A 23,093-nucleotide genomic window follows, 5' to 3' on the forward strand; every position below is an offset into this window, starting at 1 on the left:
TTATACGGAAGGGGAGAGGAGACCGCTCCCCCGCCATCAGTTATTCTTATACCGCTCGTAAGCCGCTTGCTCAATTTCCATATATTTATCAAGCCCCATTTTCTTTACCGTATCGACATATTTATCCCACTCGCTAAAAGGAGTGTCGCCGGCAATCAATTTGGCCTCGGTTTCTAGAATAAAAGTATGGATATCCGAGCCGACCGACGTCATGAATTCTGCCTCCTCCTCCGTATAGTTGAACGCATTCCATATTTCCTGCGGCACATACGGCTCTACCTTCTTCCCTGTTTCTATAGCATTCGGCAGCGATTCGGCTCCCTGGAAGTATTCCGCTTGGACGAAGCCGGGATAGCTTCCCCCGTTCCAGGTGAAATATTTAGTTCTTGCCTGGGTCATCGTAAGACCGTTCGGGTTATCGGTAATATCCTCTACGTATTCCAAGGATCCGTCCGGCTTTTTCGTATAAGTGACCCCTTCTTTTCCCATAAAATAGAACAGGGCCCCCTCGTCGCTGTAGAAATAATCGATCCATCTGACCGTCGCTTCCGGATATTTGTTTTTATTGGTAATCGCCATAGATCCGGGTTGAACCAAAGGCGATTTCACATGGGAGTATAATTGATCGCCATGAGGCCCTTTCAGTGCCCCTAAACCGATGTAATGGTCTAAATTAAAAGCGGTAACCGGATTAGTCGTAATGGCCGATCCGATGTTTCCTTCGGCTCCTTTGGCTCGGAATGCGCTATCCTTAATCGTGAAGATTTCCGGATCGATCAATCCTTCAACATACAGCTTATGAATAAATTCCAGAACCTCATTATATTTCGGATCGAGGCGGAAAAAACGCAGCTGATCCTGGTCCGGGTCCATATCGACAAATAGATGGCCAAGCCCCCGATTACCCAGACCCCATGACCCTTGAAGCGAATACTTCAATACATTGATATTAGACCCGCTGTATGGAATTTCGTCCGCTTGGCCATTCCCGTTAAGATCGGTCGTCTTGACCGCTTGCAGGAATTTGTAATAGTCTTCAATCGTTTGCGGCTCCTGCATATTCAATTGGTCCAACCAGTCCTTATTGATCCACAGTGGCGTCCCGATCAACATAGGCAGAAACTCGGGAGAGTAAAAGGTTGGGAACGAATAAATATTGCCGTCCGGCATCGTCAGCCCTTTTCTTAAATCCGGATACTGATCCAGCAGCTTTTTGAAATTCGGCGCATACTGATCAATGAGATCATTTAATGGAATCAGCACTTCCTGCTGCGAGCCATATTTCATCAGATCCGTTGCACTCAGCCTGGCCGTATAGAACACATCGGGGTAATCTCCGCTCGCCAGCGCCAGATTGCGTTTTTCTGTTAGGCTTTCAAATGGCACCAGCTGAAAATTCACCTGGATATTGGACATTTTCGCATATTCTTTCCAGACGAACGTTTCTTCGAATTTACTGCTGTTGGATGCATCCTTACCGGTAAAGAAAGTAAGGGAAATCGGTTCCTTCACAATCGGAAATCCGCTTGGATTGAGATTGCCGGCTTCGTCTTGCCCTTCCCCTTTCGCTTCTCCTTGTGCTTCACCTCCCTGGCTCCCCGTCCCTGGAGAGCTTCCTTCCTTGCCACAGGCAGATAATAAGGGGGTCAGAGCCATCACCGCCGCAAGCAGCAGCGATCCCCATTTATTTATTTTCATTAGAAGGATTCCTCCTGTTTTCTTGTTTTCTTTGTCTAGAATATCATCCTTTAAGCGCCCCGATCATAACTCCTTTGACAAAATATTTTTGCAAGAAGGGATACAGTATCAGCATGGGCAGATTAGCCACCACCACGACCGCATATTTCAATGCTTCAATCTGCAGCATGTAATTCATTAGAGTATCATCGTTAGACGAGGCCATCTCATCCATTTGCTCTTGAATCAAAATTTCCCTCAAGAACAACTGTAACGGATATTTGTCGCGATCGGTCAAATAAATCAGTGCGTTGAAAAAAGCATTCCAATGCCCTACCGCATAAAACAGCGTCATGACCGCAATAATCGGCATGGACAAGGGCAGTACGATACGGAGGAGCGTTTGAATATTCGAGCAGCCGTCAATAAAGGCCGATTCCTGAATTTCGAATGGAATGCTGGTCTGAAAGAATGTCCGCATAATGATAATATTCCATACCGACACCGCCCCGGGAATGACCAGTGCCCAGATCGTGTTCAACATGTGCAGATCCCGGATCAACAAATAGAGAGGGATCATCCCGCCACTGAAAAACATCGTAAAAACAATGAGCGCCGTAATGAGGTTGCGCCCGTAGAAATCTCTGCGGGAAAGAGGATAGGCCGCCATGGTCGTAAACAATAGATTAATAGACGTCCCCGTAACCGTATACAGAATCGTATTAAGATACCCCGTCATAATGTCCCGGTTTTCAAATACTTTTCGATAAGCATCGAACGTGAAGCCTTTGGGAAGCAGCCAGATCTCCCCTCGCAGAATGGCCGCCGGCTCGCTGAGTGAAGCGCTTAAAACATAGATTAACGGGTAGATAACGATAAGCAGCACCAATCCCAGGGCTGCATAGACAATTCCTTCAAAGACACGTTCTCCCCGGCTCTTGTACACCATCTACATGATGCCCCCTCACCACAAACTGGTATCGTTAACTTTGCGCGCGATGTAATTGACCACCACCAGCATCAAGAAGTTGACCACCGCATTGAACAACCCTACCGCCGCTGAGTAGCTGTATTGAGCCCCAATAATTCCCGTTCGGTAGACATGCGTCGCAATCACATCGGAAGCGTCCATATTCAGTGAGTTCTGCATCAGGAAAACTTTCTCGAAGCCAACGCTGAGCACCCTTCCGACGTTAAGAATAAGCAGAATCACTATCGTCGGTGCAATAGCGGGAAGATTAATATGCCAAACCCTCCGCAGCCGGCCGGCGCCATCCACTTTGGCCGCTTCGTGAAGCTGAGGATCCACCCCGGACAACGCCGCCAAATAAATGATCGAGCTCCAGCCCATTTGCTGCCAAACTCCGGACAAGACATACACCGTCTTGAACCAACCCGGCGAAGTCATGAACGATACGGGCTCGAAGCCGAACCACTGCAGCAGTTGATTAACAGCTCCGGTTTGTGGAGACAGGAACAAGAACAGCATACCGACAATGACGACGGTGGACAAAAAGTGGGGAGCGTAAGTGACGGTCTGAACGACCCGCTTGAACAGCCGGGAACGGACCTCATTAATCATTAACGCCAACAGAATGGGAATGGGAAAGCCGACAACGAGCTCATACAAACCGATCCCGAGCGTATTCTTGATCAATCTCCAGAAATAAAAGCTTTCGTAAAAGCGCACAAAATGCTTCCAGCCTACCCACGGGCTGCCTAAAATCCCCTTGGTCGCGATAAAATCCTTGAACGCAATCTGCACTCCATACATCGGATAATACTCAAAAAGGACAAAGTAAACGAGTACAGGAAGAATCAACAAATACAAATCCATATTACGGCGCAGCCTTCTTTGGAGCGGACTTTGCAATTTTTTGCTTACGGGCTCTCTCCCTTGCGGGAGGGCTGCTTTCTTTTTTCCCCCTCGGATGATGTCACCCGGTAACGATAATTTAATTTTCTTCACCCCCTTCTCGCGTTTCTCACGGCGATTATATATCGAGCGGGCGGTGAAGCCTATTTACCGTTTTCTCATTCGTTGACAACATTATCAACCAGTCAAAAAAGTGAAAACTTTAGAGAAAAAAGGCAATCCATTTATATAAAAAGATGGCTGTGGCCTAAGATTTCGCATGATACAATCAAAAGGAAACGCTCCGTCGCCTTATACGGCGATGATTTTCCGAGCACGGAAAGAACGTCTATAAGTTCAAGCTTGTACAGTGTCTAACAAAAAAACTTCTGAGGGTGTTGTCCAATTGTCATCTCGCATTAAGACCAGAAACTCTTTATTTATCCAAATGTTCACCGGATTTCTTGCCGTGATTTTTCTGCTTTCCTCCCTTCATTGGATTTCTTTCTCCATTTTAAAAAACGATACCAAGGGGGAAATGATCAAGTACAATCGTCTGCTGCTGCAGAACGCGGTGAAGGAGTACGAGGATCTATTCAAGTCCGTCAAAAGCATTCTATACAGTCTCTACTACGACCCTAAAGTAACGTCCGCCAACGTGAAGCTGGCCTTGCAAAGAATGGACCGGATCGATTATATGAAAGAGGGGCAGATCGTTAACCAGATTGAAAACCATGTTTCAAACAGCGATTTGTTTTTGGACAATATTCTTATTTATTTCAATCAATCCTCCCTCGTTCTGGATAAGGGAGGGCGATCGGACGCAGAGTTTACTTTTGCAAACGATTACAGAAGTTCAAGCTATCCTTTCAGTTTTTGGCAGAAGCAATTCGGTGAAGGGTATACTTACCGGACCTTTCCAAAAAGCGAATTTTCCGTTGTCCCGGGGTTTACCAAAAGCCTTCTGCCTATCTCCATCAAAGAAACGCCAAAGTATCAAATTATCGCTTTGCTGGATGCGGATCGGATGCTGCAAACGTTTCACAACGTGCCTGATGCCGAATTTATGATTATGAATAGCGACCGGCAGATCATTTTCCAAACAGCCGGAGATTTTCCGGAACCCGCCCTCAGCGCAATAGAAGGAAAGGAAGGGGAGCTTGAGTGGGGGCAGCATTATTATTTCTTGCAGAAAGGAAATGAAACCGGATTCACTTACGTCACCATGATACCTGCCTCCATCATTACTTCACAAATGGAGAAATTTAACCTCACGTTGCTGCTTGCTCTAGGCTTGTCGATTGGAGTGGGGATTGTCTGCTCCCATTTCTTCAGCCGCAGGCTGCATCGCCCGGTCAAGCAAATCATCGCCTCCGTCCAGCAATCGCAGCAGGGGAGCCTGGGCAGCGCGATTGGCGAGTTCAATTTGATCCATGATAAAATTCATTCTTTGATCAAGGAGAAGAACGACATTCAAGCCGAGCTGCTGAACCAAAGGTCGCTGCTGACCAATTACGGGTATATTAACAAGCTGAAGATGATCCGCTCGGATTTGTACGACCTGCAGGAATTCATCCGGGCGAACCGGAAATTCCGAATCGTTCTTTATCACCTGCAGTATTGCAATGCTTCCTTACAGCAAATGGGCATTTCGACTGACGAAGTCTCTTACTATCTTCGGGAATATATTAATTTAACAGTGTCCGAAAGCTTCCCGGGTTCACATACGTTTCAGATTGAAAGCGATCAGATTTTATCGATTCTATTCGAAGATGAACCGACAGAGAATGTCAAGGAAACTCTGCTCCCATTGAAAAAGGTTTGGGACGGGGATGCCGGGTATTACCTTATTTCCGTGGCTCTAAGCTCCGTCTACACTTCCGCTGCAGAGTTCAGTACCGCATACAATGAAGCTTTGGACAAGGCCGCTCAGGCCAAATTGCTTGGGGAAACGCAAATTATCTCCGATCTCCGCCCGCCGGCCAAGCATCACCCTTTTATACCGGAGAAAGAAAAGGAGTTCGAGCTTAACCTGCGTGAAGGGAATGACGTGGAGTGCAGGGAAATCCTGAACCGGATGCTCGATTATTTGCAGCACAAGGAAGAGAGCGCCACGCGTATCAAGCAGTTTGCCAAATCGATGCTGGAGACAATGATCCATCTTGCCGGATCGATTATCCCGGACCCGAACCTATCCGAGCTTCAGAAGGCATTGCGGCATACGGAAGAGTGCTTCACCTTGGACCAATTGAAACGGCTGCTCGAACCGCAGGCGTCCCGCGTCGCATCGTTATTCAGCTCGGTTAAGAACGAGCGGAACGATTTGGTCAATCGCGCGACAGACATTTTGGAGTTGCGCTATGCGGAGGATATTTCGTTGGATTCGGTGGCGGACAGCCTCAATATTTCAAGCAATTATTTGTCTATATTGATGAAGGAGAAAACAGGGATTAATTTCAGCGAGCACTTAAACAATATCCGTATCCGCAAAGCGAAGGAATTGCTCGAATCTACCAGCCTTAGTGTACAGGAAGTAGGTATAAGGATCGGCTACCGCAACGTCACTTCTTTTATCCGCATGTTCAAAAAGATAACCGGCCTGACGCCGGGCGATTACCGCAAGCAGATCAAGCTAGAGACTTTGCGGTAAGCTGCAAATTCCGGTAATGATACGGTTTCCGTGATCAGCACAGCCACCAAACGGTTATTGTGCCTGCAATTCCGGTCGGGGAGAGACCTGGAGGAATCGCAATAACTCCCATAACGATTTAAATAGGGGAGGGGTCACGTTGGAAAAAATACCAGACTTTAAGACCGAAATAAAACTGTAATGCTCTTACGACGATCACCAAATCGTAAGGTACGGACAATTCCTGTGAAGACCACCAAGGAAATGGGCAGGCACGACGTCCGGTGAAAGAGGCGTATATCCGGAGCGCGTCTTTAACTTATTGTTTTTCATGAATTTTTTTAGCAGGGATTTAATATAAGCTATAGAATAAACCTCCAAATGAAATGTTAGGATAGGAGGGACTACTATCTATAACAAACGAACTGAATTATTTTTGATACTCTGGAAAAAGGTCAAAGAGCGCACATTATATAAAACGATATTTGTATTTTTCATGGGAATTTGGGGAGCGGCTATAGGTGTTTTTTTCGCCATATTACTTCTCTGGGGTTATGAGTATAAATGGAAATTAATATTGATACTAATCGGTTTTGTAGGCGGAATTTTGTTAAGTTATAGTCAATATGGATACTGGGACAAGAAATATAATAGTTTTAAGGATTTTGCCGAGAAGCATCAATCAAGAAAATGAAATTTATTGTGTGGGAGGGGGGAGATCCCCCGCCGAGAACTAGAAAATAAATGCGTGTGATGCTCGATGATACTTAAGGCCAAGCCAGCTCCACGCCATGTTTCGTCAGCAGCTTCTGGAAATCGGCCAGTTCGGCCTTATCGTTCCGCACGCTGCGTGGAGAAATCCCCCGGTCCAGGCAATAAGCGGCCAAGGCCCCCGAGGCTTCGCCAATGTTCCACTCCACCGGATGAAGCCGGTAGCAGCCGTTCGAAATATGGGTCGTGCCGATGTTCTTGCAAGCCGGGAGCAGGTTATTCATCCGAACGGGCAGCAGGCTGCCCAATGGAATATGGAACGGCAGGCTGGCCACATCAATATAGTTGCGGCCTCCGGTGCTGGGGTGCAGATCGATATGGTAATATCCGATCCCTACGCTGTCCTCATACCGAACCGCGCCCTGCTCCCCCCGAATCTCCGGACTGAGATGCTGCTCCACGACCGTGAACTCCGCCTTGATTCTTCTCGATTCCCGGATGTAAGCCATCTGCGCCAGGCCGTCCTCGGTCCCCATGACATCGCCCCTGAGCCGTAGCCCGGGATAGCCTTGCTTGTCATCCGGACGCGGCGCTTCGGTCTGCATCCAGTACAGAAGAGACAAGCTTAACTGCTTGGCCTGCTTCAGATGCTTCTGCCTTTCCTCCGGGCTCACATCGATGACCGGACCGAGCCAATAGTCGTTTTGCGGCCAGTTGACGATCGTGATATCGCTCTGGAAGGTACCCGGCTCGAACAAATTTTTGTCTATGACTCTCCGGTAGTTCCAGAGGGAGAACAAGCCGTCCCTTGGAAACAACGCATATTCCACCTTCTCCAGCGTACGCGGCTTGGGGGAATACCAGCTCAGCTGCTTCTCCGGCCAGAAGTCCGCCTGGTACTGCCTCCAGAAATCGTAATCCTTCGGCCTGGCAATCGTATGGTCTTCCCCTTCGATATAATCGACGGCGAAGCAATGCGTGATGGCCTGCATATCCATCGGATCAGCCGCTCCCTGCATGGCGTGAGGCTCCCCCGTCTCCTCCACGGATTCCGCTCCGGTCGTATATTCCGTGCCGGTTAACGGCAGCAAATCGCCGCAATCGGTCGCATCGAGAAAATACGGAGCGGTCAGCACCAGTCTCTCCCCATCCGCCAACCGGCGCACGGTGACTGCCCGGACGTTGTCGCCGTCCGTCTCGGCTGCGATCGGAACGACCCCCGTGATGACGGTTAACCGACCGCTGTGCTCATACGGGGCCAGCATCGCCTTAAGCACGGCATAAGCCGCCCTCGGCTCGTGGCTGATGCGGCTCACCATCGCATTGCCGGGATTTAACAGCGGCTTAAGCTTCTCGCTCTCCCGCAGAGGGAAGAACTGCCTGTAGTAGCTGCGGACATGCTCCCGGTAAGCCCGGTAGCTCCTAGTACAGCCATGATGCTCAATCCAATGATGCTCATCGGGAGGCACCGCCTGCGAGGTTAACTGGCCGCCGATCCATGCCGCCTCCTCGGTCAGAACGACGCGCTTGCCCATCCGGGCAGCCGCCAGCGCTGCTGCACAGCCCCCCGTGCTTCCGCCTACAATCACAATATCGCTATGGATATGCTGCAATCTTTATCTTCCTTTCTATTCCTGAAAATCGGATGGGCTTTTGCCCGTATATTTTTTGAACACCCGCGCGAAATAGCTTGGATCCTTGTAGCCCAGCCTGTCCGCGACTTCATAGACCATCACTCTCTCCACCTGGAGGAGATGAATCGCTTTCTCCATTTTTTTGCGGATAACGAAATCGGAGAAAGACTCTCCCGTCACTTTTTTGAACATGCGGCTTAAATAAGAGGAATTGATATAGACATGCTGGGCGGCATCCTCCCTCGTAATATTTTCATAGATATGCTCGTCCACATAATCCATCACCTGCTGGATGATCTTCGTCTTGCGATCCGTGCGGAACCCTTCGTAGCTTTTGCTTAATTCGATATATAGCTGCCGCCACCAGCTCATCATTTCCTCCAAGGTGCGGAATTGCTCGGGATGCCTCCACTTCTCCATCTGCTCATCATTAACGAAAGAACGGACACTCTTGCCCAGCCGATGGGCCAGCCCGGTGAAGATGCCCGCCAATTGAAAAGACCATTCGTCCGCATAAGCAAGGCTGCCGCTCTCCTTCCATTGCCCGAACAACTCCTCCATCATTCTCGCGATTTCTGCCTCGTCGTTCATTTCGACATGCTGCACCAGCAATATCTCATCGGAAGGATTAAGGAGGGCGAACGGATTCTGCTCGGGCTGAGCCAGACTTTTATGAAGAATCGTATTCGTCCCGAGGGATAGCTTCAGCCTGAGCAGACCGATCGTTTCTTTAAAAATGCGGGGAAGCTCCGCGGCGTGCACCGCTTCGGCACTAACTGCCGCGGTCAGGCTGATCTTGAGAAGGGAATTGATCTTGACCCGGGCCTGCTCCGCCCACAGCGACAAATCCTCCGCCAAATCGGAGGAGAATGATTGATAAATGACCACCGTCTGCCCGTTCCCCCGCTGATAAGCAATTCCGCTGTCACCCAGCAATTCTCCTATGACGTTGTTCATCGCGAACTCCAGCAATCTGCCGTCGCCGCTGGACAAGCCTTCCTTCCCGTCCATTTCGAATATGGCTATGGCGGCTTCCATATCCCACTCGTAAGGAATATTCAAGAAGGAGAAGCTCTCCCTTAAGGTATCTTCCCCTGTAGGAGCGGCTCCGTTCAGCCATTCTTCCAGGAAAGCGTTGCGAAGCACCGGCAGACTGCTCTTCAGCTTCTCCTCCCATTCCAATGATTTGGCCTGCCGCTGAAGATCTGCTTGCAGCTCCTCCCGGACTTTGTCCAGTTCCGTATGAAAACGTTTCTTGCCGATAGGCTTCAATAAATAATTGGTGACCCCGAGCGATATGCATTTCTGGGCGTACGTGAACTCGTCATGTCCGCTGATAATAATGACCTTCGTATGCGGCTGGATTTCGAGAATCGCCTCGGTCATGGCCAGCCCGTCCATAACCGGCATGCGAATATCCGCTACGACCAGCTCGGGCCGATGAAGGCGGAACAGCTCCAAGCCTTCCAGCCCGTTGGCTGCCGTCCCGATAAGCTCCATGCCGAACAGCGGCCAATCGATCGCTTCGGCCAAGCCTTTGCGGACCCGCGGCTCATCTTCAACGATGATTACTTTTATGCTCATGCGTATCTGCTCCTTCCAGGCGATCCAGCCGAATCCGAATGGCGACGCTGGTTCCTTCCTGCAGCTTGCTCGTCATTTGGAAGTCCATGTCGTCTCCGTACACAATCTTCAGCCGCTGATACAGGTTCCGCAGCCCGTAAGTCGCGTCGGAAGACCCGTGCTCCCGCTTGATTTCATTCCATAATTTCCACAGGCCCTCTTCGTCCATGCCAATCCCCGTATCGGTCACCCTGCATGTCAAGCACTCCCCTTCGCGCTTGATCCGGATCGTCAGCCGGCACGTATCCGCGGCCTTCTCCAGCCCGTGAACGATGGAATTCTCCACGATAGGCTGCAGCATCAGCTTCATGATCCGCAATGACGATACCGCGGGATCGATGTCCCAATGAACTTCAAATTTGTCGGTATGCCTGAACTGTTGGATACGTATATAGCCTTTCAAGTGCTCTATCGTTTCCTCCACCGTAATGAAATCTTTGCCGCGTGACAGGCTTAAACGGAAAAAATTGGACAAATCCAGCACCACTTCGCCTATCTCATCCACGCCGCTTTCCTCCGCCACCCAATAAATGGAATCGAGCGTATTATACAAAAAGTGAGGGTTCACCTGCGATTGCAAAAATTTCAGTTCTATCTCTCTCTTATGAAGCTGCTCCTCCAGAATTTCCCTCCGCATCTTCTGTTCATTCTGCACCATATCGTTGAAACGCTGCTGCAAAAAGCCAAGCTCATCCATCCGTTTAATGGGTATCGGACGGAACGCAAGACCTTTCTCAATGGTAAGCATGCCTTTAATAAGCCTCTTGATCGGATTGAAAATTTGCAGATAGAGCACATGGAACAGCAGCAGCAGAAAAATAGCGATGACAAGCAGGACCGCAACCGCTATCCGCTTCATCGTAAGTACATCCTTCATGATTTCGGCATAAGGGATAATCATATGAATAGTCCAATCGGTCGTCTCCGACCGCTTATGCACCGCAAGATAAGAGTTCCCGTCTATTTGGATCGTCTCGTAGGGCTGCCGGAACGATTCCTTCACGGCCAGAGCTCCAGCCGATTCGCCCAGAGGGGCACCCGCGGTGTAAAAAAGATCCCCTCCGGCGCTATGGATCACAATCCCCGTCCCGTTCCATAATTCGATCCGGCCGACGAACAAATCCAGCACCTGCTTGTTAAAATTGATCATCAGCAGGTTTTCGTGATTTTTGCCCGGCAGCTTCTGCACCACGGTGATCATGGATTGCGTTCCCTGTTTGAACGATGGCAGTACACCCGGCAGATCGGCGCCAATTGCCAGCGGCTCGTTCTGTCCAAGCATATGCTGGATCCACCCCATCTGTTCAGGGTCGGTATTATAAATGCCGTCGGCGGTCGACAGTACCTTCCCGGATTCCGGATTGTACACCCCGACGGAATAGAGATAAGGATTTAAGACGGAGTAATTTTTCAGCTTGTCCAGCAGTTGAATCATCGACCAGACGGAGGAAGAAGACGAGAAATCCGGGTTCTCCCTGAGCAGCTTGTTGAAGCCGCTGTCACCGGCTATTGCATTGGACAGCCGTATATTGTTGCCGATGTACACCTCCATATTTCCCATCAGCGTCTCCATCGTCTGTTGGGCCAGCACGCTAACTTTATTCTCGAGAGTCGACTGAAACCAGAAAAACAAGGCATACACGAGAACGAAAAAAAGAAGAAGATGGCCGACGACCAGCAAGATTAATTTTTGTTTAATCCCCAGCTTCTTTCGTCTTTGTCCCATCTTCTTCATATAGTCTCACCGTACCTTAGGTTGTCTTCGTTATTATTTCGCGGTGTCGTACCATTCCTGCACTTCCCGGGCGATATCGTCTCCGCCCTTCTGCTTATATTCCTCTACGAAGGAATCGAAAGCGTCAATCGGCAGCTCACCGACAATGATTTTAATAAAGGTTTCCTCCCGCAGCTTGTTCAGACTGCTCTGCTTCTCCACCATGGTCGGAGTCGGAGCACCCAGATACTTATTCGAAATGCCATACATGGAGGAATGCTCGATCGTGCCGACCAGATTGAATTGGGCGCCGAGAGATTCCATCTTCTTGGCGTTCAGCTCTTTGGGCTGCATGAACATCAGCTGCTGACGGTAGCCGTACTTGTTATGATTCTCGAAATTCAGAGCGTATTTCCCGTCCTCCATAGTATACATGAAACCTTCTCCCAGATCGTCAAAGCCGAAGACAAATTTGTCGATCGTCTCCGGAACCGCCATCCAGTTAAGCATGCGCAGGATAGCATCCAGATTTTTAGCCTGGCTGCTGATCACGGCAAACGATTTATATTCGGCTCCGCCCGCTACACCTTGCTTGCCGTTCGGTCCGATCGGAGGTGCGATGGGAATCCATTCCGCTTCCGGATCGTTCTGCTTGCTCGTATTAATCTCGCTTCTCGGAGCCGCCCAGCTTCCTTCATAGATGCCGACCTGATTGTTCGCCACCTTCTCGTTGTAGGCGGCAATTTTCGTAATTGGCCATTCGTTATCCAGCAGCTTATCCTCATGCAGCTTGCGGATGTAGGCCAGCGCTTCCTTCATTTCCGGCTGGATATCGGCCTGGACCAGCTTGCCGTCCTTCTCCACCCAATATCCGGGAATGACCCCGAACGCGCCAAACAGGTGCGACCAGCCGAGCATATTTTCGTAAGCAATCATTCCGTACGTGTCGTTCTTATTCGTGCCGTTCGGATCCTGATCGCGGAAGGCTCTCGCCACATTCTCGAATTCCTCCAGCGTCTTCGGCACTTCCAGCCCCAGCTTATCCAGCCAGTCTTTGCGGATATAGACGTTGTCGGTCGCTTTATTGCCATCATTCAGAACGGGAATGGCGTAAATCTTGCCATTGTTCTTAGCTGCTTCCCATGCGCTTGGATAAACCGCATTCATCAAGTTGCTGTAGGAATCCAATTTCCCGTCCAATTCCATCAAAGCGCCCATTTCCGCATTTTCCATCAGCCAGTTCTGATAGCTGGCGGGGATGACGAACAGATCGGGAATATCATTGGAGGCGAATTTCAGCGTGAGCTTATTCATAAATTCATCGGCCGCCGAAGGGCCGTATTCGATTTGCAGATCGACATTATTTTCCTTCTCGATCAATTGCGTCCAAGGGTTGTTGTTAATATCCTCGCCGGCCGGGAAGTTGGCTCCGCCGGACATAAATACTTTAATCACATCGGGCTTCGCCTTGTTTTCTCCTTGAACCTCCTGCCCCTTATCGGTGGAGCTTGGGCCGGCGTTGTTCGACGTACCGGAGCCGCAAGCAGCCAGCATGGACAGAGACAGAACGGCGGCCAGCGGGATCATAGCTTTTTTCTTCATGAACATGGACCCTCCCTAAATATAAGTATAGAACACATCAGGACAAACGGCGCGTTATTCCTTAAGCGAACCGAGCATCACCCCTTTGGCAAAATATTTTTGAATGAAAGGATAAATCAGGATCATCGGAATGACGCTGGCCATAATAGTCGCTGCCTTCAATGTCTCCGGGGAGACCAGGAACAAGCCGGTGTTGTTCGTCATTTCGATGTTGCTGTCGTTAAGCACGATCATATTTCGCAAATACACCTGAAGCGGATTCAGATTAACGTTGCTGATATACATGACCGCATCAAAGTAGCTGTTCCAATGCATGACCGAATAGAACAAGGTCAAGGTCGCCACCGCCGGCAGCGACAGCGGAATGTAGATTTTCCACAAAATCGTGCCATGCCCCGCTCCGTCCATCTTGGCCGATTCCTCGAGGCTGACCGGCACGGATTGAAAGAAGTTTTTCAACAGAATAAGGTTAAAGGCACTGACGGTGGAAGGCAGCAGCAGCGCCCACAGCGTATCCAGCAGGTGCAGCTCCTTCAGCAGCAGGAAAGACGGGATCAATCCCCCGTTGAACAGCATGGTGAAGATAACCAGATTCATGACGAGACCCCGGCCCTTCAAGTCTTTGCGGGACAGCGGGTAAGCCATCAGGCTCGTTACGACCATATTGATCGTCACCCCCGCCACTACGCGGATGATCGATATTCCGAACGCTTTATAGAAAGCACTGTCCTGCAGCAGCAGCTTGTAAGCCTCGATTTGAAAATCAACCGGAAAAATCGTCACCCGGTTAGAGACGACCGCCGTTTGGCTGCTCAGCGACTGCGCCAGCACATGCAGAAAGGGGAAGAGGGTTACCGCCCCGAACAAAGCAAGCAGCGAATAGTTGAGCAGGCTCCCCAGCTTGGATGAAACATTAACTTTGCCCATTACCACAGTCCCCCTCCGCCCAAGCGCTTCGCCAGCCCGTTCGCAATGTAGATCAAGATCAGCCCGACCGTGGACTGAAACAGGCCGACGGCTGTGGCAAAGCTGTATTTTTGTTCCGTCAACCCGACGCGATACACATAGGTGTCGATGATGTCTCCGACCTCATAAACGAGCGGATTGTACAGCATGAATACTTGCTGCACGCCCAGCTCCAGAATATTTCCAAGCTGCAGGATAAACAAAATGACGATCGTCGTCCGTATGCTGGGCAAGGTGATATGCCAAATCTCGTGCCATTTCCTGGCTCCGTCCATTCTCGCCGCCTCATACAGGGAAGGATTCACTCCTGCGATGGCCGCCAAATAGATGATGGAGGACCAGCCCGACTCTTTGACAATGTCGGAGATGACCAGTATGGCCCGGAAGAATTGCTTCTGTGTCATAAACAGGACCGGATCGCCTCCGAACCAGGAAATGAGCGAGTTGATCATTCCCTTCGAGGAGAGCACCTGAATAACAATCCCTCCGAAAATAACCCAGGAGAAAAAATGCGGAATGTAAAACAGCGTCTGCGCCGTCGCCTTGAACCATGTCTTCCGCACTTCATTGAGCATGAGCGCCAGCATAATAGGAACCGGGAACCCGAATAACAGCTTGTACATGCTGATGATAAGAGTATTGCGAAAAACGGTGATGAACTCGGCATCTTCGAAAAAACGGATAAAATGCTTGAACCCGACAAAGCTGCTTCCCGAAATTCCTTTGAAGGGGCTGTAATCCTGAAAAGCTATAATGATGCCGTACATCGGCAAATATTTGAAGACGATAAAATAAAGCAGTCCCGGCAGAAGAAACAGATAGAGCAGCCAGTCCGCACGAATGGTTCGCAGCCATCCTCTTCTTTGCATCCATACTCCCCCTTGCTGTTCGGTGCGGCGAAATTGCGCCCTTCGTTTGCCATCATTGTAGATAAGATCGGTCTTCGAGGGCAGATGAAAATCGTTGAATTTATGGGACGATTGTGACCTTTTCCTCTCCGAGGAGGTATGCGGCGGCAGAGGCCTGCAAGGACGGGGCCCGGTCATAAGCGAGCAGGCACGACGCGGAGCGTTCCCGCACATCGTATTCGGAGCCGAAATGAATCCACAACCCCTTCCGCACGCCGCCCAGCAGCCGGTCGGCCGCTTCCGTGAAGGCCTCTCCCATGGGCTTGTTATGGGAAACGGCCAGCAGAACCCGGGCATCCGCAGGGAGCTCCGATAACAGAGCGAGCGTTCCCTCGTAGCTTGGAGCGGATTCTTCACGCAGGTTCGGCAAACCGGAGCGGAGCCGCTCGGCAAACCCGGCGGTATGCTCGTCGCGGATCAGAATCCATGGCTGCTTCTGCGGTTCTCCCGCCAGCACTCCCCGCTGCAAGCCGCGAAGAGGAGTCAGCGCTTGGTCCGCAAGCGCCCTGCTGATCCGCTGCGAGGCCGGGGAGTTCAGCCGGTCCGTCGATATATCCGGGAACTGGTATTGCTCCGCCGTTAACCGGTACTTTTGCTTCATCTGAAGGATTCTCCGGACGGATTCCTCAATACGGGCCTCCGTAATTTCCCCCTGCTCCACTGCGGTTACAACAGCCTCCAGCACCGATTCCGCTTGCTCATAACTGTCCACAGTCGCGAGTAATATGTCCGCTCCGGCCTGAACAGCACGAACACAGGCCTCCTCCAGTGTAAATTGATTAGTAATTCCTTTCATGGACAGCCCGTCCGTTACGATTAATCCTTGAAAATTCAACCTCTCTCTAAGCAAACCGGTCGTCAAAGTATAAGATAGGGAAGCCGGCAGGGAAGAGTCGTCCCAGGCGGGAACGGCAATATGTCCGACCATTACGGCATCCACCCCGCCCCGGATTGCTTCCCGGAAAGGAGCCAGTTCGAAGCTTTCGAGCCGCTCCCGGCCGAAGGGAAGCACGGGCAAGGCTTCGTGGGAATCGACGTGAGTGTCCCCATGACCCGGAAAATGCTTCGCCGTGGCGATCATCCCATGCTCCTGATATCCCCGAATGACGGCTCGGCCCAGTCTGGATACCGTATCCGCATCCTCTCCAAACGAATGAGTGCCGATGACCGGGTTGAGCGGGTTATTGTTAATATCAACGACCGGGCTGTAGTTGAAATTAACTCCCATCGCCAAGGACTCCTCTGCCGTAATTCGCCCGGATTCATAGGCAAGCGCTTCGTCCCCGCCGGCTCCAATCGCGCGGTTCTTCGGGAAATGGACGGCTCCTTCCCGAAGCTTACAGCCGGCACCGGCGACGAGGTCCGCCGCTATGAACAGCGGAATGCCGCTGCCTTCCTCAAGCGATGCTTGCTGTAAATCGCGGCAGAGCTCCCCGACCTGTCGGGGACGGATTAAAGCCGACGTGCCTAGAAATATCCCCCCCGCCTTCAACCGGGTGACCAGCTTCCGTGTGTCGTCATCCAGGACAGAAGCGAAAGCGGGAAAAGTGAACAGCTGCGCAACCTTCTCTCTAAGATTCATTTCTTGTAAATTCATAGATTTCTCCTCCGTTTTCCATGTCCGATAATGGATTCATTGTAAAAGGCGGAGAATTAAAAACGTAGAGGAATAACGTACGATTTCCGGTACTATTGTGACCAGATGTCCGCCAACCTGTGCCCAGCCTGCCCAGCTTGCCCTCTAGCGATGCAGTCGCTAGTCAGGCGGACTAAACATGTGGTTGACCGCCGTCATGAGGACGACAAACACCGCGCACTGGGAGTCTCGCGCGTTGCGATGCGGAAAGAAAGTGCAAAGTGATGATGCATGGCCTTCGAAGCGTATCCCGTCAGCCTTGGCGGGGTCACGCGCCATTCCGCTTGCACGGCACCAACAGAAAATGAAAACAGACGGATTTTCAAGGTAGACGCCCACTATCAGATGATGAAAATGGATGGATTTTCATGGAAGAATAGAGTTGAATTGCTTCAATAAGTGTGAAATTTGAAAACTAAATGGATTCAGTTAGATTTCTATATTCGGAAGAAATATGGAAACTAACTGGAAAACCTACAGTTAGTTTGCGCCAAAACAGCCGTTTCGCCCAAAGTTGCCCATTTTAACTGTAGTTTATCCAGTTAGTTTGATCATTTTCGCCCATTCGCTTGAATCTACCTGTACAAAATACAGTTAGATGTGCCGCTCCGCTTGCAACGATGCCTGCAGACGGTAAAATAGACGGATTTTCAATGTAGTTTTCGTTTTTACCTCAAACGGGAGCAAACTAACTGCAGGAAATCCATCCCGAAAGTTGACTTCGAGGGTAAATGGCTTAAATGGCTATCGTCGTCCTCTGGACAGGCACGTTTACTGCTGAAATATAAGAACAGGTATAAGGTGATGAGAACTTATATTTTCTTATATTTTTACTTTAAGCAAAACGGCCCTTCATAAGGAAGGACCGTTCTCACATTTGATAATGATTCTATTCCCTAACTCCCAATCTCACATTGTCGATATACAGATAGTTTGGCATGGCCAGATAGTGACTATTGTTTCGTTGATAAAAGTCCACTCTTTTCATAGATTGCACATTCAATGCCGTGGAAGCTCCCTCATCTGCGGTGGCGTTAGCCCCGGATGCCAGATCCGCGATCGGCACTTGGACTGTATTCCATTGTCCCGGCTGCAGCACTACCCGCTTATAATAGGTTTGATTCGAGCTGTCGGTAAATTTCAGCCCCAAATTCATAACGGCGCCGTTCGGGTTGTAAATATCGGCTTTGAACGACTGTTGGCCGCTCCAATCCTGAATTTTAAAATGCGTCGGCGCTTCCATCCAGGCCTGAGAGACGTTATAGGCTCCATAATCGATTCGGATGGCCGTATTTTGCTCGTTAATTGTATCCTTGGTTTTGCTCAAGCTTACGGAATTATTGCCCCCGAAGGTGAGCCATTCCAGATCGTTCAGACGGTTACCGTCCTCCTGGACCAGCCTCATACTGTCGAAGTAATATGTATTCGGCAGCGCCCGGTAATGGCTATTATTTCGCTGGACCAGCTTGATATAAGCGATCCGGCTCACATCAATCGGAACGGTTCCGGGTTCCTGGGAAGCTCCGCCCGTGCCGTTGATCAAGTCCGATATAGGAATCCGCACCGTATTCCATGAGTTCTTATATAGGGAGGCATAACGATAATGCTGCTTACCATTCTCATCTCCGATAATGATCGTGACAGCCCCCGTCTCGGAAGCGGGATTGAACACGTCCACGCGGAAAGAATCGAACGGACTCCAGTCTTTCAAAGCAAAATCCTGCCCGTAGTTGCCGGTTACCAGACTGGTAGCATAAAGACCGAAATCTACTTTCATGGAAGCTTTGCCCTGCATAACCGTATCCGCCGCATTAGAGGTCATGGCGCTTGAACTGCCGGCGAACCGGCGGCTGTCGAACGTGTTTAAGGTGGTAGACACTTGAGTGTCTCCCTGATAGATTCCTTTGACAAAGCGATAAATATCCTCGTAAATCGGGTAGCCGACGTCCGGGTTGCGTGTCAGTTCGTAGAGGCCTCTGGCATCCTGATAATAGGCCAGAATGGAGTTATTCATGTACCCGTATTCCACTCCGCCGTTTAAATAATCGTAGAACCGTTCGCGGAATTTATCCGATCTCATAATTTGACCGTCAAATTCGATCTCTACCCCCATGCTCGCCTGATTAGACTTGTTTGCCGAGTTTTTAATCGTTTCCGGCGTCGTGGTGTTGTCGCGGTTCATAAAATGGTTCGGCTGCAGAATGGCAAAATCAAAGTTAAAAGAAGCCCATTGAGTGGCCGCATAAGCACGGGACCACGGAATCCAGCAGAAAATATAATCTCCTTTGCCATGAATATAGTTGGCCGTATTTTTAACCAATTGAACTTCATCGGTCTTCGTTGTATCCATGTCTTCCTTGAGCCAGTAAAATCCGCTTAATTCCAGATGGGAGTAATTTTTCTGGTTGAACCGTTGGATGACTTGATCGATGTACCACCGAGTCACCTTGTCCCGTCCGGCTAAAGTCGTTAAATTTTCGCTTATGCCATCTCCGTCCACATCTCCAAAGTTTGTGACGATTTCGTTCGCAAATGGAACCATAATAACCACTTTACTTTTCAAATCCGGACGGTTCAACTCTTGGGCCGTCAGCTTCGTTTCCTCATTCAAGGCATTCAACTGCAGCATCTCGCTCGTAAAGATCCGGTCCAGAAACCATTCCCAATCCTGCTTGACACCGGCCTTGGACACATCCGTCTCCCGATGAAAGGAATGCCCATAAGGACTGTTCAATCCCAAGAACAGAAATTCCTGAAAGAATGTATCCTGCCGGTTGCCCTGCTTGTCTACAAAAGCGGTATAGGGCTTGAACTGTTCGCGAGGCCATGCAGATATGTCCTCTCCTCCATAGTTGGCCGGGTTATAATATCCGCTATAGATCAGCACCAGATCTTTCAGGTAAGCACCGGCCGGGTTATTCGGCGGAAAGTAAGCGGCTTCCGCCCTTGGCGACATTGCTGGAATTCCCGTGCTTAGGACCAGCAGCGCCATCATCATGAGGCAAATCGATCTTCCCTTAGCGAGAAACTTGCTCTTCATCAGCATCTCTCCTTAGACCGTTTTAGTAACGATCCCTTCCCGCATAATGCGGTTAGCCGGAAGCTGCCCGCCGAAGAATGTAACGCGCTTCACAGACAAGGTCGCTCATCAAAATTAACCGTTGAAGCGGTTACAAACGAGGAAAGGCAGCCCCCGAATTCGGGTTCGTTATCGCCCCTATTCTAACTGGAAGTGCAGACTGTCGATAGGGGAAGAATGTGCAAAAATACGGATAATCGTGACATTTTGCTGCCTAATGGATGGTTAATACAGTCGCCGGAACACTCACCTTGTACTTAGCATAGTCCGTTTACCTCCTTTTGTGCTATCCCTTTCTCCCAGGCGGCCTCCTCCCTCTTTGACTAGTAACCCCTCCACTGCTTCTTCCCACCCTCTTTGGCTATTATCCCTTTCACTCAGACGAATTCTTCTAAGCCCCACGCCGGTATTCATTCCTCTCCAAAGACTGCTTCTTCCCAGCCTCTTTGGCTATCATCCCTTTCACTCAGACGATTTCTTCTAAGCCCACGCCGCTACTCATTCCCTCACTTCCAAGCTTCGGCCACTGTCCCTTGCCCTGAAACGACTTCCTCCATCTTCGGCTCTCCCCCCTTCTCTCAAACGCTCCCCAGCCCCTCCCTGGGCTGCTATCCCTTTCTCTTAAACCAGCTTCACGCAAGATCCTTTGGTTGCTATCCCCTATACTCAGACGATTTCTTCTAGGCACACGCCGCTGCCCTCTTTGACTGCTATCCCTTTCTCTCAGGCGGCTGCCCCAGGCAGCTTTGATGTGATCACAATAATCCTGATTTTCTAACATTATTCCTCTAGGTTCCTTATTCTCGGAATGCTACTTTATTCTGTGAGAGTTTAGGAGGCCGACTTTGGGGCTCCAGGCAGCAGCACAAGCTCTTTGAAACTTCGAATTTAGTATGGCAGGGGGTTATTTTCAATTGGATAAGACACATTCCAGACGGCGTGTAGCCGTTATTACTGATACCGAAAGCGATTTGCTGTCACTGATGAAAAGCTTGGACCCGGACCTATTGATTGTAAAACCGGACGATGCCGCGGTGGTCGATTGGACGGCGGTGGATTCAATCGCCCTTCTGGGAGGGGCGGCCCCTAAGCCGATGCTCCTCCCTCCCCCCGCAAGAACGCTGATTGAGCGGGAATGCTGTGCCGGCAAAAGGATTTTTGCCGAGTTCGTCGGCAGTATTGGAAATGTATATTTCGAGCCTCCAGTCGCTACCCGTTACGAGCGGCTTGCCGTCGTGACATCAGGCTGGCTGGAGAATGAGCCTGACGGGGCGCTGATCGACGATCAGTTCGGGGAACGGCTTCGTCCGCATGAATTTACGTGCTCGCCAACCAGACCGCTCCTTTCCTTCTTTATCGCACAAGCCCATGGGCGAATGGAAACAGCCGATATGAAGGAGCCTGAAGTTATGCGAGAACGGGCACTTTGGTTTGAGGCCGACGACCGGCTGCTCGTTTGTGCGTTCCGCCTCGCGAACTTTGCCAAAGCTCGTCATGCTCCATGGCCAAGAGTGCGGAAGCTGGTCAGCTTTATCCTGAACTGGTTGTATGGCCAGGATATCGCCAACCACATCGACGATTTTCCTCGCAGCTACCGAGTTGGAGCCGAAGCCCGTCCTTCTTCGGATGCACTTGATGCTTCCGATATTCTTATGGCGGCCGACCGGGCACTGCAATGGGTCAGACGCTCCGGCATGCTGATCGATGAAGGACGCGGCGGCGCCCTGGAAGGGCTCGGGACGGAAATCGACTATACCGGCCGGCAGCGGCTCAGCCGCATCCGCCGTGTCGATTGCATAGGAGAGCTGGCCTTGCCGTTCTGGCTGCATTCGCTGATAAGCGGCAATACCCGAAGCCAGCGAATTTCCAACCAATTGACCGGCTACGTTCTGGACCATTACGTCAATCGGGAGCCCGGTCCCCTATACGGCATGATGCGTTGGACCGATGAAGCTTGGGGAGTCTGTTATCAGGACGATGTGGCGCGAGCACTGCTTCCCCTCTTACTCCGCTGCTTCTACGAAGGGACATCTGAACGGCTGGACGAGTGTGCCGACATTCTCGACTTCCTTATCCGCACCACAGGAACGGATGGAACCCGCCGATTCCGCACCGACAATAACCAGTTGACGCCCGAGCAGCTGGAGAAGCTGGCCACTACGCCAGGCGATCTGCCGAGCGCTCACTATAACGCTTATTACTTCGCCGCTCTGTGCATCTATTACCGGCTTACCGGACGCGAGGAATATAGAACGGCCGCGGTCAAGGGATTAACGACGATTATGAAAGTGTACCCGGAGACCAAACGGGAGCAGAGCCAGACCCAGGAGCTATGCAGGCTTATTCTTCCGCTCGCTTGGCTGTATGCCGTGACGGAGGAAGAGCAGCACCTCCAGTGGCTGTATCGGGTAGCCCGCGATCTGCAGAAGTTTGCCCATCCCACTGGGGCATATCTGGAATGGGACGAAGGGTATCAGGCGTCCATGCGGCATCAAGCGGGCTCGGGAGAAAGCTCCTTGCTCGGACGCAACGGGGACCCTGTCGCCGACCTTCTGTATACGAACAACTGGCTGCCCATCGCTTGGATGCAGGCCTATTTGATTACCGATGACACCTGGTTCAAGGAACGTTGGATGGAGACGGCAAGATTCATGCTGAAAGCACAAATCGAAAGCGATGATCCGATGATCGATGGAGCATGGGCGCGGGCGTTCGACGTGGAGCTGATGGAAGTGTTCGGCTCTCCGGCGGATGTCGGCTGGGGCCCATGGGCGATCGAATCGGGATGGACGGTGGCAGAAATCTCCGCCGGGCTTTATATGGGGCTGCTGGAAGAGAAGCTGAAGCCGCAGCATAAGGCATGATTGCGGCCAAGTAAAGTTGGACAACCGGGGAAAAGTAGACCTGATTTTGGTTAGAGGAAACCATGATTTTCATGCCTGGTGGATAGTACCGCTTCAGATGTGGGCTGCAGGAGGAAACTACCTTGAAAATCGGTCTATTTTACCGTCTGCAGGCATCGTTGCAAGCGGAGCGGCACGTCTAACTGTATTTTGTAC

At 50.6% G+C, this 23,093-nt stretch carries 13 protein-coding genes; 2 read left to right on the forward strand and 11 right to left on the reverse strand.

Annotated features, from left to right (window positions below):
* Positions 1-36 precede the first annotated feature (36 nt).
* From ACTHRH_RS23290 to ACTHRH_RS23300, 3 genes are read right to left on the reverse strand one after another with little or no spacing between them, the layout of a single operon-like run.
* Entirely contained in the window at positions 37-1,698 is a 1,662-nt protein-coding gene (locus ACTHRH_RS23290) for an extracellular solute-binding protein (RefSeq protein ID WP_440417845.1), read from the reverse strand.
* Between the two features lie 43 nt (positions 1,699-1,741).
* Positions 1,742-2,626, reverse strand: coding sequence for a carbohydrate ABC transporter permease (locus tag ACTHRH_RS23295; protein ID WP_144939794.1), 885 nt, complete (start codon positions 2,624-2,626; stop codon positions 1,742-1,744).
* A gap of 15 nt (positions 2,627-2,641) precedes the next feature.
* Positions 2,642-3,514 carry an ABC transporter permease gene (locus ACTHRH_RS23300; protein WP_379289714.1) on the reverse strand — a complete coding sequence of 291 codons (873 nt, stop codon included), beginning with the start codon at positions 3,512-3,514 and terminating at the stop codon, positions 2,642-2,644.
* A gap of 424 nt (positions 3,515-3,938) precedes the next feature.
* On the opposite strand from ACTHRH_RS23300, the gene ACTHRH_RS23305 reads away from it, so the two are divergent.
* Positions 3,939-6,182 (forward strand): helix-turn-helix domain-containing protein, encoded by a 2,244-nt coding sequence (locus ACTHRH_RS23305; RefSeq protein WP_440417848.1) that lies wholly within the window; start codon positions 3,939-3,941, stop codon positions 6,180-6,182.
* Between the two features lie 746 nt (positions 6,183-6,928).
* Here ACTHRH_RS23305 and ACTHRH_RS23310 read toward each other — a convergent pair.
* From ACTHRH_RS23310 to ACTHRH_RS23345, 8 genes are all read right to left on the reverse strand, one after another.
* The gene (locus ACTHRH_RS23310; RefSeq protein ID WP_440417850.1) at positions 6,929-8,485 is read right to left on the reverse strand and encodes an FAD-dependent oxidoreductase; all 1,557 of its coding nucleotides are present in this window, start codon (positions 8,483-8,485) and stop codon (positions 6,929-6,931) included.
* Positions 8,486-8,500: 15 nt separating this feature from the next.
* The gene (locus ACTHRH_RS23315) at positions 8,501-10,090 is read right to left on the reverse strand and encodes a response regulator transcription factor (protein WP_144939788.1); all 1,590 of its coding nucleotides are present in this window, start codon (positions 10,088-10,090) and stop codon (positions 8,501-8,503) included.
* A complete protein-coding gene (locus tag ACTHRH_RS23320; RefSeq protein ID WP_440417852.1) occupies positions 10,065-11,864 on the reverse strand; it encodes a cache domain-containing sensor histidine kinase in 1,800 nt (599 codons plus the stop codon). Before ACTHRH_RS23320 ends, ACTHRH_RS23315 begins: the two co-directional genes overlap by 26 nt.
* Positions 11,865-11,897: 33 nt before the next feature.
* Entirely contained in the window at positions 11,898-13,445 is a 1,548-nt protein-coding gene (locus tag ACTHRH_RS23325; protein WP_440417854.1) for an extracellular solute-binding protein, read from the reverse strand.
* A 54-nt stretch (positions 13,446-13,499) separates the two neighbouring features.
* Positions 13,500-14,372, reverse strand: a complete 873-nt coding sequence (locus tag ACTHRH_RS23330) for a carbohydrate ABC transporter permease (protein WP_144939782.1) — start codon at positions 14,370-14,372, stop codon at positions 13,500-13,502.
* Complete coding sequence (locus tag ACTHRH_RS23335; RefSeq protein WP_440417856.1) at positions 14,372-15,280, reverse strand: ABC transporter permease; 909 nt, start codon at positions 15,278-15,280, stop codon at positions 14,372-14,374. Before ACTHRH_RS23335 ends, ACTHRH_RS23330 begins: the two co-directional genes overlap by 1 nt.
* 100 nt (positions 15,281-15,380) lie before the next feature.
* The gene (locus ACTHRH_RS23340; RefSeq protein ID WP_440417858.1) at positions 15,381-16,916 is read right to left on the reverse strand and encodes a glycoside hydrolase family 3 protein; all 1,536 of its coding nucleotides are present in this window, start codon (positions 16,914-16,916) and stop codon (positions 15,381-15,383) included.
* Between the two features lie 928 nt (positions 16,917-17,844).
* Entirely contained in the window at positions 17,845-19,995 is a 2,151-nt protein-coding gene (locus ACTHRH_RS23345) for a DUF4855 domain-containing protein (protein WP_440417860.1), read from the reverse strand.
* A 953-nt stretch (positions 19,996-20,948) separates the two neighbouring features.
* Between ACTHRH_RS23345 and ACTHRH_RS23350 the strand changes: the two genes are divergently transcribed.
* Positions 20,949-22,898: a hypothetical protein gene (locus tag ACTHRH_RS23350; RefSeq protein ID WP_440417862.1), complete on the forward strand. Its 1,950-nt coding sequence runs from the start codon at positions 20,949-20,951 to the stop codon at positions 22,896-22,898.
* The last annotated feature ends 195 nt before the right edge of the window (positions 22,899-23,093 follow it).

Source organism: Paenibacillus sp. SAFN-117 (genome assembly GCF_051966115.1).
Lineage (GTDB): Bacteria > Bacillota > Bacilli > Paenibacillales > NBRC-103111 > Paenibacillus_L > Paenibacillus_L residui.

Excerpts from the sequence above, each read along its gene's own strand:
- ACTHRH_RS23290 (WP_440417845.1), bottom strand. The coding sequence starts at position 1,698 with ATGAAAATAAATAAATGGGGATCGCTGCTGCTTGCGGCGGTGATGGCT.
- ACTHRH_RS23295 (WP_144939794.1), bottom strand. The coding sequence starts at position 2,626 with ATGGTGTACAAGAGCCGGGGAGAACGTGTCTTTGAAGGAATTGTCTAT.
- ACTHRH_RS23300 (WP_379289714.1), bottom strand. The coding sequence starts at position 3,514 with ATGGATTTGTATTTGTTGATTCTTCCTGTACTCGTTTACTTTGTCCTT.
- ACTHRH_RS23315 (WP_144939788.1), bottom strand. The coding sequence starts at position 10,090 with ATGAGCATAAAAGTAATCATCGTTGAAGATGAGCCGCGGGTCCGCAAA.
- ACTHRH_RS23320 (WP_440417852.1), bottom strand. The coding sequence starts at position 11,864 with ATGAAGAAGATGGGACAAAGACGAAAGAAGCTGGGGATTAAACAAAAA.
- ACTHRH_RS23325 (WP_440417854.1), bottom strand. The coding sequence starts at position 13,445 with ATGAAGAAAAAAGCTATGATCCCGCTGGCCGCCGTTCTGTCTCTGTCC.
- ACTHRH_RS23330 (WP_144939782.1), bottom strand. The coding sequence starts at position 14,372 with ATGGGCAAAGTTAATGTTTCATCCAAGCTGGGGAGCCTGCTCAACTAT.
- ACTHRH_RS23335 (WP_440417856.1), bottom strand. The coding sequence starts at position 15,280 with ATGCAAAGAAGAGGATGGCTGCGAACCATTCGTGCGGACTGGCTGCTC.
- ACTHRH_RS23340 (WP_440417858.1), bottom strand. The coding sequence starts at position 16,916 with ATGAATTTACAAGAAATGAATCTTAGAGAGAAGGTTGCGCAGCTGTTC.
- ACTHRH_RS23345 (WP_440417860.1), bottom strand. The coding sequence starts at position 19,995 with ATGAAGAGCAAGTTTCTCGCTAAGGGAAGATCGATTTGCCTCATGATG.